The organism is Arcanobacterium buesumense (assembly GCF_012563545.1).
In the GTDB taxonomy this organism is placed as follows: Bacteria; Actinomycetota; Actinomycetes; order Actinomycetales; family Actinomycetaceae; genus Arcanobacterium; species Arcanobacterium buesumense.
Window position 1 is genome coordinate 859841 of the sequence record NZ_CP050804.1, and the last position, 17679, is coordinate 877519.

14 protein-coding genes are annotated in these 17679 nt (G+C 47.8%); 11 read left to right on the forward strand and 3 right to left on the reverse strand.

Annotated features, from left to right (window positions below; all coding sequences use genetic code 11):
* The first annotated feature begins 27 nt into the window (after positions 1-27).
* The 7 genes from ruvA (at position 28) to HC352_RS03925 (ending at position 8140) form a co-directional block, all read left to right on the forward strand.
* On the forward strand, positions 28-624 hold the full coding sequence (ruvA, locus tag HC352_RS03895; RefSeq protein WP_168917669.1) for a Holliday junction branch migration protein RuvA: 597 nt from the start codon (positions 28-30) through the stop codon (positions 622-624).
* A gap of 2 nt (positions 625-626) precedes the next feature.
* Positions 627-1643, forward strand: coding sequence for a Holliday junction branch migration DNA helicase RuvB (gene ruvB / locus HC352_RS03900; protein WP_168917670.1), 1017 nt, complete (start codon positions 627-629; stop codon positions 1641-1643).
* A 138-nt stretch (positions 1644-1781) separates the two neighbouring features.
* Positions 1782-2159: a preprotein translocase subunit YajC gene (gene yajC / locus HC352_RS03905; RefSeq protein WP_168917671.1), complete on the forward strand. Its 378-nt coding sequence runs from the start codon at positions 1782-1784 to the stop codon at positions 2157-2159.
* Between the two features lie 37 nt (positions 2160-2196).
* Positions 2197-4053 carry a protein translocase subunit SecD gene (secD, locus tag HC352_RS03910; RefSeq protein ID WP_168917672.1) on the forward strand — a complete coding sequence of 619 codons (1857 nt, stop codon included), beginning with the start codon at positions 2197-2199 and terminating at the stop codon, positions 4051-4053.
* The gene (gene secF / locus HC352_RS03915; protein ID WP_168917673.1) at positions 4053-5150 is read left to right on the forward strand and encodes a protein translocase subunit SecF; all 1098 of its coding nucleotides are present in this window, start codon (positions 4053-4055) and stop codon (positions 5148-5150) included. Before secD ends, secF begins: the two co-directional genes overlap by 1 nt.
* Complete coding sequence (locus HC352_RS03920; protein WP_168917674.1) at positions 5147-5695, forward strand: adenine phosphoribosyltransferase; 549 nt, start codon at positions 5147-5149, stop codon at positions 5693-5695. Before secF ends, HC352_RS03920 begins: the two co-directional genes overlap by 4 nt.
* 126 nt (positions 5696-5821) lie before the next feature.
* Entirely contained in the window at positions 5822-8140 is a 2319-nt protein-coding gene (locus HC352_RS03925; protein ID WP_168918600.1) for a RelA/SpoT family protein, read from the forward strand.
* On the opposite strand, the gene HC352_RS03930 is transcribed toward HC352_RS03925, so the two are convergent.
* Positions 8115-8642: a hypothetical protein gene (locus tag HC352_RS03930; protein ID WP_211080713.1), complete on the reverse strand. Its 528-nt coding sequence runs from the start codon at positions 8640-8642 to the stop codon at positions 8115-8117. The genes HC352_RS03925 and HC352_RS03930 overlap by 26 nt on opposite strands.
* A gap of 130 nt (positions 8643-8772) precedes the next feature.
* Complete coding sequence (locus HC352_RS03935; RefSeq protein ID WP_168917676.1) at positions 8773-10101, reverse strand: DUF349 domain-containing protein; 1329 nt, start codon at positions 10099-10101, stop codon at positions 8773-8775.
* Positions 10102-10202: 101 nt separating this feature from the next.
* Here HC352_RS03935 and HC352_RS03940 point away from each other — a divergent pair, with 101 nt between their 5' ends.
* From HC352_RS03940 to HC352_RS03955, 4 genes are all read left to right on the forward strand, one after another.
* Complete coding sequence (locus HC352_RS03940; protein ID WP_168917677.1) at positions 10203-10928, forward strand: MBL fold metallo-hydrolase; 726 nt, start codon at positions 10203-10205, stop codon at positions 10926-10928.
* Positions 10929-10994: 66 nt separating this feature from the next.
* Positions 10995-12326: a histidine--tRNA ligase gene (gene hisS / locus HC352_RS03945; RefSeq protein ID WP_168917678.1), complete on the forward strand. Its 1332-nt coding sequence runs from the start codon at positions 10995-10997 to the stop codon at positions 12324-12326.
* Positions 12326-14035 carry a GTPase domain-containing protein gene (locus HC352_RS03950; protein ID WP_168917679.1) on the forward strand — a complete coding sequence of 570 codons (1710 nt, stop codon included), beginning with the start codon at positions 12326-12328 and terminating at the stop codon, positions 14033-14035. Before hisS ends, HC352_RS03950 begins: the two co-directional genes overlap by 1 nt.
* Positions 14032-15642: a dynamin family protein gene (locus HC352_RS03955; RefSeq protein ID WP_168917680.1), complete on the forward strand. Its 1611-nt coding sequence runs from the start codon at positions 14032-14034 to the stop codon at positions 15640-15642. Before HC352_RS03950 ends, HC352_RS03955 begins: the two co-directional genes overlap by 4 nt.
* A 68-nt stretch (positions 15643-15710) precedes the next feature.
* Here the strand turns inward: HC352_RS03955 and HC352_RS03960 are convergent, their stop codons facing one another.
* Positions 15711-17606: a DEAD/DEAH box helicase gene (locus HC352_RS03960; RefSeq protein ID WP_168917681.1), complete on the reverse strand. Its 1896-nt coding sequence runs from the start codon at positions 17604-17606 to the stop codon at positions 15711-15713.
* Positions 17607-17679 lie beyond the last annotated feature (73 nt).

Below are 17679 nucleotides of genomic sequence, written 5' to 3' on the forward strand. Positions count from 1 at the left end.
AAACAGATGTTCGAAAGGGTTTAGGTTGTGATTTCCAGTTTACGGGGTATCGTCACCTTTATTGGGTCTTCGACGGCCATTATTGACATTAACGGTGTAGGGATCAGCGTTTATGCTACTCCTGCAACGCTGGGCACTTTGCGTATTGGTGAAGAAAAGCGGATTATGACGTCACTGATTGTGCGGGAGGATTCGTTAACGCTTTACGGTTTTGCTGACGACGACGAACGTGATGTTTTCGATATTCTCACCGGTGTGAGTGGAATAGGGCCGCGTACTGCGTTAGCGGTATTAGCGACGTTAACTCCTGATGAATTACGTGACGCGGTTGCAAATAAAAATGAAGCGGCGCTTACTCGTGTTTCGGGTATCGGAAAAAAGGGAGCACAGCGAATGATTTTGGAACTGGGCAGTAAACTTGGTCCAGTTCGTGGTTCGTTAAGTGGTAGCCCCGTCGTTTCCGCGTCGGTCGCGGATGCTGATGTTCTGGAAGCGTTGACCAACCTAGGGTGGAACGAACGTGAAGCTGGATTAGCAGTTTCCGAAGCTATGGCTAACTATCCTGGTGCAAGTGTTGAGCAGTTATTGCGTAGCGCGTTACAAATCTTAGGATCACGGAGGTAGCAATGGACTGGAATGACATCACTGATACGGGAGCTTCGGATACTGAACGAGCCCAAGAAGCTGCTTTACGGCCTAAACGATTGACGGAGTTTGTCGGTCAACATGTTGTCCGTGAACAGCTATCGTTAGTTCTTGATGCGGCGATAGCCCGGCAGAAAGCACCAGATCATGTATTACTCTCTGGTCCTCCCGGACTGGGGAAAACAACGTTAGCGATGATTATCGCAGCCGAAGTTGGTGGGGCTTTACGTTTGACGTCTGGGCCAGCTATTCAGCATCCGGGCGATCTTGCAGCGGTTTTATCGTCCTTACAAGAAAATGATGTGCTTTTTATCGATGAAATCCACCGATTGGCGCGTACTGCTGAAGAGATGTTATACCTTGCCATGGAGGATTTTCGGGTAGATGTCATGGTCGGAAAAGGGCCGGGAGCAACATCAATTCCGCTTGCGTTACCTCCTTTTACAGTTGTTGGTGCAACGACGCGAGCCGGAATGCTGCCAGCGCCGTTACGTGACCGTTTTGGTTTTACCGCTTATCTTGACTATTACACCCATGATGAACTGGCAACAATCGTAGAACGGAATGCTGTCAAGCTTAATGCCGAACTTTCTTCGGATGCTGCCCGGGAGATTGCCTCACGTTCTCGTGGAACGCCACGTATTGCCAACCGTCTTTTGCGGCGAGTACAAGATTGGGCTCAAGTTCGTGGAAGTGGGAAGCTGGATCTGCCAGCAGCTCAAGCGGCACTGGATGTTTTTGAAGTTGATATACGCGGCTTAGATCGCCTTGATAGGGCAGTGCTTGATGCGTTGTGTCGTAGATTCAATGGCGGTCCGGTGGGATTAACAACGTTAGCGGTTTCTGTTGGGGAAGAACCAGAAACAATCGAAACAGTTGCTGAGCCTTATCTCATGCGTCAAGGATTTATTTCCAAAACACCACGTGGCCGAATTGCTACCCAGATGGCGTGGGAACATTTAGGTCTGACGCCGCCAGAGCACACATTATTTTCATAAATAAGGCACGAAATAATGTGGTGAGAAGTGTATAAGTGTGGTGTTGTACCAAATACTGATGCAATCTCCGGTTCTTGCGCGTTAACGGGTAGACTTTTACCCGTATGACGTCTCCTCAATTGAAAGCGAACAACGCTTATGAAATTTGTAATCATTATCCTGATGATGCTTGTCTTTATGTTTATGATGCGCAGAACTGCGCTTAAAACTCAGCAAAAGCAAAAAGAGATGCGTGATGAAGCGATTACAATCGGCAATAACGTTGTCACCTCTTCTGGATTTTTTGGAAGAATTGTTGATATTGATGGCGATGCTGTCACATTGGAATCTCCGTCCGGTGACGAAACAGTGTGGATGCGTAGTGCGATTATGTCGCAGATGGATATCCCACTTGCTGTTGAGGATGAAGATGAAACGTATGACACCGAATCAGAAACCGATGTTGATATAGATACCGATTCGGTATTTGATGACGGTTCTGATTCGAGTGATAACCAAGGCTCAGCGTGGAAATAAGTTCCCGCTTACCTGAAGAATGTCAAGGAGTACACGCGTGCAAAACTCACGTGATGAACTGAGCAAGCAAAGTAAGCCCGTCGGGCGCCTCATTGTTCTTATTGTGCTGATTGTGGCCCTTTTTGCCGCACTCGGTTTTGGTACCTTTACTGGTACGAAGAATAGGTTCTTGCCAGAATTAGCACTAGACCTCGAGGGCGGTACACAGATCATCCTCACCCCCTCAACTACTGATGGCTCGGAGGTGACTGATGAGGACGTTAAACAAGCTATTGAAATCATCCGTCAACGAGTAGACGCCTCTGGCGTTGCCGAAGCAGAAATTACCGCGCAAGGCGGCTCCAATATTATTGTTGCTTTGCCAGGGCAGCCTGATAAAGCAACGTTGGATCTTGTGCGTACATCTGCAGTCCTTCGGATGCGACCAGTATTATCCTTAGCCGATCCACATGCGATAAGTAAAGAAGACCTTATCAAGCAACTCGGGGACAAAGCTGAAGGTCTTGATGCGAGCACAATGACTGAAGAACAGTATCAAGAAGAAGTCATGAAGCTTGCTGATACTGACGGCGATGGAAAGCTTTCCGATACGTCAATATCCGCTCCTGCGGATTCGTCCGATCCGGCATGGGTGACAGAGCAAGTTATTTATAATTCGCTCGTTTTGGAATGTGGTTCGAAAGATGAAGCTATTTCATCGAATGCTGACGATCCAAACAAGCCGCTGGTGTCGTGTGCTCCTGACGGTACAATTAAATATCTCCTTGGCCCTTCGGAGCTTGAAGGATCTACTATTGCTTCAGCTAGCTCAGGTCCGGCAGTAAACAACCAAGGACAGCCTACCGGTGGTTTTGCTGTTCATATGAATTTCAATTCTGAAGGATCAGAGAAGTTCGCTGACATCACTGGACGTATCTCTACGTTACAACCACCACGGAACCAATTTGCAATTGTCCTTGATGGGAAAACAGTTTCTGCCCCACGTACTTCAACATCAATTACTGGTGGACAAGCGCAGATTACTGGATCATTTAAAGCAAAAGAGGCAGCCGGTCTAGCCAATCAGCTTAATTTCGGTTCCCTACCACTGTTCTTTGAAGTACAATCTGAAGAACAAATTTCAGCTACTTTAGGTGCCGAACAACTTGAATCTGGTCTCATTGCAGGACTATTTGGTGCGTTACTTATTGTGCTCTACATGTTGTGGCAGTATCACGCTTTAGGTCTTATTGCGATTGCTTCGATTGGTGTTTCTACCGGGTTGTCCTTCTTAGTCATTTCATTCTTGTCATGGACAATGGATTATCGTCTATCAATGGCAGGCGTTTTAGGTATCATTATTTCGATTGGCGTGACTGCGGATTCCTTTATTGTTTACTTCGAGAGAATTCGGGATGAAATTCGTGACGGTCGTACAATCCGTAGCGGTATTGAACACGGCTGGGATCGTGCTCGGCGCACGATTATTATTTCGGATCTTGTGAATCTTGTTGCTGCTTCAGTTTTGTTTATTTTGACTGTTGGTTCAGTGCGCGGATTCGCATTTACTCTCGGAATTACCACAGTCCTCGACTTGATTGTTGTCATGATGTTTACTTATCCCGTTATGCACTATCTCGGCAAGACATCGTATTTTGGAGATGGAAAACGTGGTTCGGGTCTAGATGCGCAAAAACTCGAGCAGACGCCAATCTATCGTGGCCGGTCTTATGCTCTTGCGAAGCCAGCGAAGAAAGTGCGTAAAGTCAAAGCAGTTAGTGCCGATGGAACTGAAGTCGAACTTAATAAAGATGAATATCCAGACGAACGTTTCGTTGACCAACACGAAACTCTCGCACAGCGTCGCGCGCGTGAACGCCGCGAACGAAAAGCTGCTCAAGAAGGGGAGAACTAATGTTATCAATGTATAAGATTGGCAACGATCTCTACACTGGACGTTCTTCGGTCAATATTATTGGTCGCCGGAAGACTTGGCTTGTGTTAGCTATCGTGTTGATGGTGATATCGATTCTAGGATTTGCGATCAAATCGCCAAATACTGGTATTGAGTTCCGCGGGGGATCGCAATTTACAATTTCTGGTGTTGCTGACACCTCTCATCAAGCAGCTTATGATGTGATTAAGAAGGTTGGCAATGATGACGCTCCTCGAGTTGCAACACTCGGTTCTTCATCGATTCGAGTTCAGACTGTCAAGCTGGATGACAAGCAAACACAAGCTGTACGAGAGGCCTTAGCAGAAGCGTATCAAGTAGCTCCGACTGATGTGACTTCTACGTTCGTTGGTCCATCGTGGGGTGCTGATATTTTGTCTAAAGCGGTTCGCGCAATGATTATCTTCATGGTGCTTATCTCGCTTGTTTTGACCATATATTTCCGTTCTTGGACGATTGCTGTTGGTGCTAATGGTGCGCTGATCCACGATTTCATCATTACGTTAGGTGTTTACTGGTGGGCAGGTTTCGAGATCACTCCAGCAACTGTTATCGGTTTGTTGACGATTATGGGATATTCCTTATATGACACTGTTGTTGTTTTCGATAAGGTGCGGGAAAATACCGAGCATGTGACAAGTCAACATACCTACACGTATGAAGAAACAGCTAATCAAGCGATGAACCAGACCTTGATTCGTTCGTTGAATACGTCGATTACTGGATTGTTACCAGTTGCAGCAATCTTGTTTATCGGTGTGTATATTCTTGGTGCAGATACACTACGTGACCTTGCATTGGTGATGTTTGTTGGCATGTTATTGTCAACGCTCTCATCGTTAATTATTGCTGCGCCACTGGCTGTTGCATTAGCAATGCGCAATCCAAAGATTCGTGAACATACGCAAGATGTCTTAAATCGGCGTCGAGCAGTTCAAGTAAAAGAAGAACAAACTACCGCTGACCAAGATAAACTGAAGCCGGTAGAAACAGTTGCCGGGGCTCACCAAGGGCACCGTGCGCAACCAAAACGCAATAAGAAGAGGAAGAAACGTTGAGCAGCGATAATATTTTCCCCCAGGACGTCGTTGATCTCGTCCGTTCGCATGTTCGTGAGGTTCAGGATTTCCCAGCTCGTGGAGTATTATTCCGGGATATCACACCGTTAATTGCAGATCCGGAAGGTTTTGCTGCACTCATTAATATGCTTGCGGAAAAGTACCGTGGCAAAGTTGATGCTGTAGCGGGACTCGAATCGCGTGGTTTCATCCTCGCCGCACCTTTGGCTGTGGCATTAGGCGTGGGTATGCTGACAGTTCGCAAAGCTGGCCGTTTGCCTGGTCCAGTTGTTGGAATTGACTATGATCTGGAATATGGCTCCGCACGAATGGAGCTTCAACCATTTACAGTTGAAGACGGTCAGCGAGTCTTAGTTCTTGATGATGTGTTAGCTACTGGTGGTACCGCTGGAGCTGCCTGTGATTTAATTCGACAAGCAGGTGGCAACCCGATTGGTCTCTGTGTACTTATCGAGCTGACTGAATTTAATGGCCGAAACTATTTAGGCGAAGGTGTTGCAGTAGATTCAGTCTTGCAATACTGAATCTTGCGAGACTTAATATCACGATGATGACAAGGAGGAGAAAAGCTGTTAGCTTTTCTCCTCCTTGTCATTTTTACTATGAAATGCGCTAAAATAGGGTATCGCTGAGGCTGAGGAGGTATGAATATGACATCTCATTCGAATGTGCCACGAGTGCGCTCTCGTTTATCGTGGCTAGGCAAGAAGGTTTCTGTTCCTACCATTCTTGAACCGATGATGAGTATAGAGTCGACTAAGTCGATGAACCTTGATCGTCTGATTCACGCATACGAAGTGGCGGAAAAACTTCACCGTGGAGTGGTACGAAAGTCCGGAGAGCCGTATATTACTCATCCAGTAGCAGTAGCGACGATTTTAGCTGAACTCGGCCTTGATGAAGATACGCTAGTTGCTGCCCTTTTGCATGATACTGTGGAGGACACGCCTTATACTCTTGAAGAGCTTAGTAGCGAATTTGGCTCTACTGTGGCTCTACTAGTCGATGGGGTTACCAAGCTCGACAAGGTAAACTATGGCGATGCCGCTGCAGCTGAGACTGTGCGTAAAATGATCATCGCGATGGCTAAAGATATCCGTGTTTTATTAATCAAACTCGGCGATCGGCTACATAATGCGCGAACATGGCGCTTTGTTTCTCAATCGTCAGCTCAGCGAAAGGCTCGTGAAACATTAGAGATTTTTGCTCCTCTTGCACATCGTCTTGGAATGAATTCGATTAAGTGGGAATTGGAAGATTTATCTTTTCGTATCCTTTACCCTGCTGTCTATTCCGAAATTGAACGAATGGTACGGGAGCGTGCCCCTCAGCGTGAACGTTTTATCGAAGAAGTTAAAGAAACCCTTCAGCGAGAATTAGCTAAAGCGAATGTTAAATGCACGATCTCTGGTCGCCCCAAGCACTATTATTCGATTTATCAAAAGATGATTTTGCGTGGTCGCGATTTTGAAGATATCTATGATCTTGTTGGTGTGCGTGTTCTCGTAGAAGAAGTTCAAGATTGTTACACCGCGCTCGGGGTAGCTAATTCTGCATATACACCAATTCAAGGTCGTATTAAAGATTACATTGCATCCCCTAAATTCAACCTTTACCAATCTATCCATACAACCGTTATGGGATCAGGCGGACGTACGGTAGAAATCCAAATTCGCACCTATGAGATGCATCGGCGTGCTGAATACGGCGTGGCTGCTCATTGGCGTTATAAAGAAAATCCAAATGCTAAAGAAAGCCAACAAGCTGCTAGCCGAGAAGACACTCAGCTAGAGTGGCTTCGTCAATTAGTTGATTGGCAACGAGACACTGCTGATCCTTCTGAGTTTCTTGATTCGTTGCGTTATGAAATGTCGCGTAACAAAGTGTATGTCTTTACCCCAGCAGGTGAAGTTAAAGAACTTCCAGCAGGCTCCACGCCAGTTGATTTTGCCTTTGCAGTACATACCGAAGTTGGTTATCGCACTGTAGGAGCGAAAGTTAATGATCGGCTAGTTACCCTGGATCATGAACTGCAATCAGGCGATACGGTTGAGATCATCACATCGAAATCAGAAGATGCTGCGCCGTCCCAAGGCTGGAGTGAATTTGTTGCCACAGCTCGTGCTCGATCAAAAATTAAGCAGTGGTACTCACGTTCGCGTAAAGAAGAAAACGCCGATATTGGTAAAGAAAAACTCGCACGCGCGATCCGTCGTCGAAACGAACCAGTTCAACGTTTGATGAGCCACGAAACCTTGAAGGCAATCGCGCAGGACTTGAATCGCTCTGATGTTAACGATCTTTACACGGCAATCGGTGAAGGTGTTATTTCTGCAGAGTCAGTTGTCCGGCGGCTTATTGCTTCACAAGGAGGTAACGCTGGGGCTGAAGAGACGATGGCAGAAGCTGTCACGCCTACGCGTATCCAGCATCGTTCAGATGGTAATAGTTCATCGGCTGTTACCGTTACCTCGATTGAAGATACTGATGTTCTTGTCAAATTAGCTAAGTGTTGTACTCCTGTTCCGCCAGATGAAATTGTTGGTTTTATTACTCGTGGTAAGGGGATTTCAGTTCATCGGGCAGATTGCCCGAATGTTGATTCGTTACGTCGAGAGCCTGATCGTTTTATCGATATTGCGTGGGATCGTGACGCTGATGCGGTTTACCTTGTCCAGGTACAAATTGAGGCACTTGATCGACGCGGGTTATTGGCAGATATTTCCCGTGCATTGGCTGAACACGACGTCAATATGATTTCTGGAACAATCAACACCTCTTCCCAGAGAGTAGCTAAATCAAGCTTCACTTTTGAGATGGCAGATCCGCACCATCTAGAACGTGTATTACGTGAGTTGCGCAAGATTGAAGGCGTCTACGATGCCTATCGGATCACGGGTAACAAGAAAGACGATGCTCGCCTACTTCGGGCTGCTCAAACCCCTATTCCGCGACGTAATGCGAACTAGCTTGAGCGATCACAGCATCGGGTAGTTGGTAGAGTAGATCTCGTACTCCACGCATTCGAGGATGATATCTGAGCCGGTTGGCCCGCTCAACTATCTGATCAAATGATGCGCCATGCCGTAATAGATTGAGTAATGCTTCAACACCGGTAGCTAAGTCGCTTCGAAGTAAATCAATGGCAGTTCTCTCTTTTGTTGTCAGTGTCGTTGAGCCAAGCATAACTAAGTCAGTAACTGGATAAATTTGGCGTGGATATTTTGTTGTGGCCATATCTGGATGGCTCATAAGATGGATAGAACGAGTTAATTCAATACTCGTTTTCCCGGTGTATATCCAGTAAGCACCCACATGAGAGACAATAACTTTAGAACCATGTATTGCTCCGATAAGTCCAGCACGTTGAGTTTCGGTCAAGACATAATTCCGCGCAATCCACCCGATACCTCCGAGTTCAACGAGAAGTCCAGAAGTAGTTAACAATTCGAATTGATTGCGTTCGTACAAAGAATGTGGTCTAAGAATAAGTGGATGCATACAATAAGTAAAACATAGGTATAAACAACACGATGGGGGTAATCCACAGCAGTGGATTACCCCCATCGACAGTTAGCGCATATAGGCTAGACTATGATGTTCACTCAGCTAGGACTGCAGCAAGCCAAGTCTTACGAGCTTCAAGGGCTGCATTAAGTTCCTTCAGCTTCTTATCGTTGCCAGCACTCTTTGCCTTTTCGATATCTGCTTCAAGCTCGACGATAAGAGCTCGAAGTTGAGCGACCATACCGTCAGTACGTTCTTTCTTATCTGGGTCAGACTTACGCCATTGCTCTGATTCTGCATCGCGAATCGCACGCTCGATATCACGCAAACGACCCTCGGTGCGAGAAACTTCTGCACGCGGTACGCGGCCAATCGCATCCCAGCGTTCACCGATGGATCGAATCTGCTCTTTCGCATAATCAACATCAGTGACTGGAACAAGCTTTTCAGCTTCCTCTAGCAGGGCAAGTTTAGCAGTCAGGTTCGCACCGAATTCCTCGTCCAGAGCCGAATTATGAGCGGATCGGGCATCGAAGAAAGATTGCTGAGCCAAGCGGAAACGCTCCCACAAGCGGTCGTCTTCCTTCTTGATCGAGCGGCCCGCGGCCTTCCACTCTTCCATGAGATCACGGAAACGGGCGGCTGTAGGGCCCCATTCGGTGGATGATGCGAGGGACTCTGCTTCAGCAATAAGTTCCTCTTTGCGTGCCACGGTAATCTTCAGAGCCGCATCACGTTCGGAGAAGTATTGACGACGGTGACGGTCAAACTTTGTACGAGCAGAAGAAAAACGCTTCCACAAGCTTTCTTCAGTTGGTCTATCGATACGTGCACCAGTACGCTGAGAAGTTTTCCAAGCCTCAAGTAAATCGGTTAGTTCCTGACGGGAGTTCTTCCAATGTGTCCGGGCTGGATCTTGGTTGGCGAGAGCTTCCGCCTTTTCCACGATCTCAGTGCGTTCAGCTAACGCTTGCTCTTTAGCAGCAGCGCGCTCGGCAGCTACTTGTTCCCGGCGCTCTTCGGCCAGTTCATCTAGCTTAGCGGTACGTTCTTTCAATGAAGCAATATCGCCAACAACAGCTGGTTCGACAAGTTGCTCATGCAAAGTTTTTAATGACTGGCGTGCTTCTTCAGGGGAAATGTTAGAAATGCGCGTCTCAAGGAGGGCGACTTGTGCTTGCAAATCTAAGAAACGACGAACGTAAAGTTCGAGCGCCTCTTCTAGGGTGCCGCCAGCAGCGTACTGACCGACGACGCGTTCAGTGCCATCGGCTTCTTTAAGCCAAACATTTCCCTCGCTATCAACACGACCAAAAGTAGCCGCGAGTTTTGCCTGCGCATCGTCAACAGGCGGAATTGGCGCAGTTGCCGGCTTAGGATGTGCGATTGCGCGCGGGGTTGGGGTGGGATTCTTATCAGTCATGAGACCCTCCTTCAGACGGGGTAGACCGTTCTCGTTGTCATACGTAATTCTAGTTTACGCCTAATTGGAGTGTTTTGTTGATCTTCCGGTACGGTTAAGACATGTTATTTTTGCGATACGACCAAACATTCTTGCAGGCAAACACGTATATTTTGGCTGACGACGACGAACGGTCCGCTCTCGTCGTCGATCCGGGAGCCGGAAGCCGCGCTTGGATTCAGCAAACATTGGCTGAAACAAACCTTACATTAGGCGCAGTGCTCCTTACTCACGGTCATCCGGATCACGTCTGGGATAGTGCGAGTGTCGCTGGTGACAAACCCGTCTACATTGCTCAACCTGACGCATATCGAATGGATGATCCCAATGCCTTTTTACCCGCCGATAGTGGACGTGAATTAGCGTTACGACGTTTAGGCGGAAGTGATTGGAAGAAACCGAGCAATCTTGAATTATTACCGGCTGATATTTTTTCTACCTCAGTTGAACTTGTCCCTGGTATCGCGATGCGCGCAGTGCCAGCACCTGGGCATACCGAAGGCTCTACAGTTTTCTTAATTGAGGGACAGGTTACTAATGTTCCGTATTCCATCATGTTGCCTACCGGACGTCGCGAGAAGTTTTTACTTGGCGGAGATGTGATCTTTAATGGTGGAATTGGCCGTACGGATTTCCCAGGCGGTGATGAACATCAAATGGTAGCCACCTTGCGCTTGCTTGTTAATGTGATTCGACCAGAGACCTATATTTTGCCCGGTCATGGTCCGCTTACTACCATGTTTCATGAGACGCGACATTCTCCGTTCCTGCATGCGGCAATGAGCTAAGAATTTAGCTCACAAACCCTGCTTTAGATTCCCTTTTCTTTGGTATTTCATGGAAGAATAATATTTATGGCTAAAATCGCACCGTTATCCGGATTTCCTGAGTGGCTTCCTGCTGGGCGCCTTGTAGAACAAGAAGTATTAGACGCACTTCGGCGTACTTTTGAGTTACATGCCTTTTCGTCGATTGAAACGCGAGCAGTTGAGCCAGTCGAACGGTTATTATCTAAAGGTGAAACGTCGAAGGAAATCTACCTTCTGCGGCGTTTACAGGCTGGGGAAAACCAGGAAAAAGATGAACTAGGTTTGCACTTTGATCTGACTGTGCCATTGGCGCGTTATGTACTGGAAAATGCTGGACATCTAGATTTCCCATTCCGGCGATACCAGATTCAGAAAGTTTGGCGAGGTGAGCGACCACAAGATGGGCGATTCCGAGAGTTTATCCAAGCAGATGTGGATGTTGTTGGTCAAGATACTCTCGCATTCCATCACGAAATTGAGTTGCCCTTAGTTATGGTCGATGCGCTATCAACCTTGCCTATTCCACGAGTCCGTATTCACGCGTCAAACCGTAAAGTCGCACAGGGATTCTACGAAGCAATTGGTATCGAGGATGTTGAGCAAACCCTACGCATTGTCGATAAGCTCGATAAAGTCGGCCCAGAGGTGGTTAAGGAATTGCTCGCCCGAGATGTGAACGCAACTCCTGATCAAGCACGGCTAACTCTAGAACTTGCTCAAATTTGTACTGAAGATGCCTCATTCGCAGATAAGATTTCATCCTTTGGATTGAAATCGGATCTGTTAGACGAAGGCCTCCATGAGCTTGTTGCTTTAATTGAAGGTGCTAATGACCTTATACCAGGTTCAGTTATCGCAGATCTCAAGATCGCCCGCGGTCTTGATTATTACACTGGTTCAGTCTATGAATCAGTGATGGAAGGGCATGAAGACCTCGGCTCGGTATGTTCCGGAGGTCGCTATGACTCCCTCGTTTCAGATGGTAAACGAACCTTCCCAGGAGTGGGTCTTTCAATCGGTGTTTCACGTATTTTGGCCCGTATCATTGGGCAAGATGTTGTGCGAGCTAGCCGGAAAGTGCCAACTGCTGTGCTTGTCGCCGTTAATGATGAATCCGAACGCTCCCACGCCCAAAAGACGGCTTTTGAATTACGTCGCCGCGGTATCCCAACTGAGGTATCTCCGTCGTCAGCAAAATTCGGAAAGCAAATCCGGTATGCCGATCGCCGTGGAATCCCATACGTTTGGTTCTCCACAGAAGAAGGCGAACAAGTCAAAGATATCCGTAGTGGTGAGCAAACTGACGCTGATATGCATACGTGGCAACCACCAGAAGTTGATTTGCGCCCGCACTTATACAACGGAGACCAAGAATAATGGTTAACGTAACCCGCTATTGCGATGTTGAAAGCGCCTTGGGTGACGTGCGCGAGGTGTTATCAACGATTCACTTCGCCTTGCCAACTATGCACGCTGAACTCGGTGGGGAAATGCTTAATGACGTTATCCACCAACTCGATGATTATTTGTTACCACGCTACCAGAATATGGATGCGCCAATTCTCGGTGTTATTGGCGGCTCAACAGGTTCTGGAAAATCGTCATTGATTAATTCTCTTGTACGCGAACACGTTGCTCTTACTTCACCAGTACGTCCAACAACTCGCCAACCGATGCTGATATTTAACCCAGCTGATGAACAGTGGTTTACAGATAACCGCATTCTTCCGGGTCTGACCCGCATATCTGGAACAGCTGCGCAAGAAGATGGGCATCAATTTTTATCCTTGCACGCCTCGGAAGCTGTTGGGCCAGGGATTGCTCTTATTGATTCACCAGATATTGATTCGATAGCGCAAGATAACCGTGAGCTTGCTGCTCAATTATTATCGGCTGCTGATTTATGGATTTTTGTGACAACAGCTGCGCGCTATGCTGATGCAATTCCGTGGGCATTACTCGACGAAGCAGCTGAACGCAATATCGTTATCGCAGTGGTTCTTAACCGGGTGCCGCGTGGACAAGGTGCGCAAATACGCCCTGATCTTGTTCGTCGTCTAAACGAACGAGGCTTGGGCAGTGCGCCATTGTTTGTTATTTCGGAACAAGATTTCGATGATCTTGGTTTCATTCGCAAACCCGATATTGCATCGTTACGTGACTGGCTTCTTGCGCTCACCCGAGATACCGCAGCTCGTTCGGCAGTCGTGCGTCAAACATTGTCAGGGGCTGTAGGTATGCTCCTAGAATCGCTTGGCACTATTCACGATTCCTATCAAGAGCAGGTTGATTCGGTTCACTCGCTTCGTTGGGATATTGATCATGCTAGTGATACCGCATGGGATAATATCGACAAAGCTCTTGAAGATGGTTCATTATTGCGTGGCGAAGTACTTGCCAGGTGGCAAGATATCGTTGGCGCCGGAACCTGGACGCGGGCCTTAGAAGATGGAGTTAGTAAAGTACGCGATCGAGTATCTGCGTGGTTGACTGGCAAAACAACAGCTGAACGTGATGCAGTCGCAGCTATTGAAGAAGGCATTCACACTTTGTTTGTTTCACAAAGTGAGGCATGCATATTGAGTGTTCAACAGGCCTGGCAACGAAGTGGTTTAATAGATCCGCCCGCGACACTGCGTTCCCCAGAAGAACGACGAATTGATGCTCATGACATTGTTCGCCAATGGCAAGAAGATCTTTACGATATGGTTACTAACGAAAGCGGCCATAAAAAAGCAACTGCACGGGCTCTGGCATTGGGAGTTAATGCCATAGGCCTAGCCTTGATGATAGCGGTATTTTCGGCAACTGCGGGGCTTGCTGGTGGTGAAGTTGCGGTTGCTGGTGGAACGGCTGTTATTGCGCAACGCGTTCTCGAAGCTGTTTTTGGCGACGACGCTGTTCGACGCATGACGAAAAAAGCAACTGTCTCGTTACACCAACTAGCGCAGTCGTTTATAAACACAGACCTTGACATTTACCGCGCCGCGCTTGATGAGCTTTCCATCGATCCGGCAAGTGGACATGCCCTAGCTAAAACAAGCACCCAACTGCGGTATGCATATAATGCAGAAAGAGCATCATGAGTACATCACTTAATGCCGGTATTGAACTTTTAGATGAGGTGATGACAGACGCCGGCCAGTATTTATCTGCTAACGTATACGATCAGGCTAATGCTACACGGCAGCGATTGCAGGAGCGGCGTGGGTATGATCCCGAAGTAACAGTAGTGGCGGTTTCGGGACCAACTGGAGCTGGAAAATCTTCTGTTATCAATGCGCTCATTGGTAATGACCTTTTGACCGTTGCACCAACACGACCAACCACCGCCCATCCCACGGCATTATCTTCACTGCCGCAAAGTGAACAAAAAAATATTATGCAGTGGCTGGATGTTACGCATAGTTACGAGTGCAGTGAGCTCAGTCAAATATTTGGAACGTCGGCGCCCTTTATTCTCATCGATTTACCAGATATCGATTCCACCTCGGTATCTAATCGGCAAACCGCTGCCTCAATTATTACCCGTGCAGATGTCATCGTTTGGGTTGTTGATCCGCAAAAATATGCCGATAGTATCGTACATGACGAATATCTTAAGGGTATGGCTGAGCATTCTTCAGTGATGATAACTGTGCTTAATCAAGCTGATAGGCTCTCTCCGGATGATCTGGATCGGGTAGTCGGATCGCTTCGTGGCATTCTCACATCTCACAACGTGAGCTCCGATCTTCTTGTCACTTCAGCAGTAACCGGGGCAGGAATCGACAACCTTCGTTCTCGTATTAGCCTTCTGATTGATGCGAAAAAAGCAATGCTGGACAAGCTGGCAGCCGACCTGCGTACAGTTGGCACGGCTATTGGTGAAGATCTGGAAGTCACCGGCGCAAAACAGCGTAAAGCACAGGCACCTAATCCACAACATTTTGTTGATTCTGTGTTAAATGCGGCTGGTGCTCCAGTGGTAGCCCGGTTAGCTAGCCAATCCTATGAATATCGCGCTAAAAAAGCGACGCGATGGCCGGTAACGCGATGGATAACAGCCTTAAAGATTGATCCCCTGCAACGTTTTCGACTTGCCGGGGGACCAGCAGAGCCAGAAAATAATCCCGTTACAGGTATTGCACTTTCAGAGGTTGCATTGCAACAAGCAGATAACGAATATCAGCGCTATGTAACGCAAGCTACCAGTCATCTGCCACGACGTTGGGCACAAGAAATTATCAGTGATACCCACCATTCAGTTGAAACATTAGTGCGGCGCGTTGATTATGTTTCCTCACACGCTGAATTAGAGACAAGACGCCATCCATTATGGTGGCGGCTTGTTAATGTTATGCAGTGGTTGTTAATGATAACTGTGTTTGGCGGCGTGCTATGGTTAGTTGCACATGCTTTAGCCGTCAATCTTGGTATCTGGCTTGACCGTCCACCGATGGTGGGAATTTTTCCACTGCCGTTAGTAATGGTCATTGGTGGGGTGATGCTTGGATGGTTAATCTCGTTTATATCTCGCATCGTTATTCGCCGCGGCCGGAATAGAACATATCATCGTGTTCACCGGCGTTTACTGGCGGCTTTTCGTGAAGATCTGATAGAGCATTTGCTTGAACCGTTGGAAAAACACATTGCGGTATATAACCGCGTTGCACAGGCATGTATCGAACTAGCGAAGGTTCAACAACCATAATAATGCGGTTTTAGGGGGCATAACGATTAATCGTTATGCCCCCTAAAACTGACTTACCAAACTAAATCTTAGTAAGAGTCTTGATAGGAACGACGGTCAGAAGTCCAGCTACCTTTGCGGTGTAACTTTTTGAAAGATCCACGGCGATCAGGTTGCGAATGACGACGCTGGGAACGTTCCTCGCCAAATTTACGATCTGCACGGTACTTACGTAATCCGGCTTCGTCACTGTTGTCATCAAATGAACGGTGACCACCCCGTGGACCAGAATCTTTTGTGATATCTAATGTGCGTCCTGAAACTCGAGCTTTAGCAATTCGACGTAGTGTTGCTGTATCGAGTTCGTTGCTGACATGAACGAGAGAGAAGGACGGGAAGATGTCGATTTTACCGAGCTGAGAACCTCGTAAGCCACCCTCGTTAGTCATCGCTCCAACGATAGCTCCAGGAGCTACACCGTCACGCCGGCCAACTTCAACTCGGTAAGTAGTTCCAGGTTCGTCAAATCCTCCGCGATCGGATCGGCGGCCACGATCTTCGCGACCCCCGCGATCGTCACGCCGGCCACGACGTTCGCGTCGATCGTCGTCGTTACTAAAACCGACTGTTAATTTATCTGGTTCGTCACCAGACTGTGGTCCCGGATCTCGAACACCCAACGCAAGTAGCGCAGCAACGAGATCGGCAAGACTGAGTAATTCCATGCCGTCGCTTTGAGCATCTTCTTGTGCGGCAACAAATTCAGAAATAATCTCGTCATAAACATGTAGGCGACCAACACTGTGGCGTTCTACCGCTTGGGCAAGGAGTTTACGGGCACGTAGTCCAGAAACTTCAGCAGGTGTTGGTAATTCCACCTGTTTCATGTGCGTATGCGTAACCTTTTCAATTCGGCGTAACCGTTGCTTTTCCTTCGGTGTGACGAATGAAAGTGCGGTACCTTCTCGGCCAGCGCGCCCGGTACGTCCAATACGATGAACGTATGTTTCGACTTCACGAGGAATATCGAAATTAACGACCAATCCAATACGCTCGACGTCTAGTCCACGAGCAGCCACGTCAGTAGCCACGAGAACATCGATAGATCCATGGCGAAGTCGATCAACGAGTTTTTCACGATCTTTTTGCGCGACATCGCCAGACAAAGCTGCAGCTTGTACGCCACGGGTGGTCAGCTCAATGGCAAGGTCTTCTGCGGTAGCGCGAGTGCGCACGAAAACTAACGCAGCATCTGCTTCGGTTGTGGCGAGCACGCGAGCTAATGCGCCAATCTTATGACGGGTTGGGACAACCGCATAGGTTTGAGTAATTGTATCGACGGTGGAACTCGGTGAAGAAACCTGAACTTCCACTGGATTCTTTAAGTGCTTTTCAGCGACGAACCGAATTTGCTTCGGCATAGTAGCGGAGAAAAGAGCTGAGATGCGTTCTTGTGGCAAACCGGAAGCGATTTTCTCAACATCTTCAGCGAAGCCCATGCGTAGCATTTCATCAGCTTCGTCTAAAACAAAGTAACGGATTGTTGAGAGGTCTAACGCACCACGATCAATCATATCCATTACACGGCCAGGGGTACCGACGACAACTTGAGCGCCGTCGCGAAGTGCTCCCAGCTGTGGGCCGTAAGCCGAACCGCCATAAACAGCGACGACGTCGAGACCGCCAGTTTGAGCAGCGAAAGTTTCAATTGCGTCGGCGCCTTGCAAGGCTAGTTCGCGGGTAGGTGCTAGAACAAGAGCTTGCACCTGTCGGTTATGCGCATCGACGTGTGCCAACATTGGAAGTGCGAAAGCAGCAGTTTTGCCGGTTCCGGTCTGGGCGACGCCTAAGACGTCACGTCCTTCTAAAAGCAACGGAATTGCTTGCTCTTGGATAGCAGTTGGTGTTGTAAAACCTAGATCAGTAACTGCATTGAGAAGTTCTTCTGGTAGGTTCAGGTTAGCAAAAGTAGTGGCATCAGCCATGTAGATATTCCAAACGTAGATCGAATAAGCCCGCGGAAAATCCCCATGCAAACACTAGCGGGCCTGGCGCAAG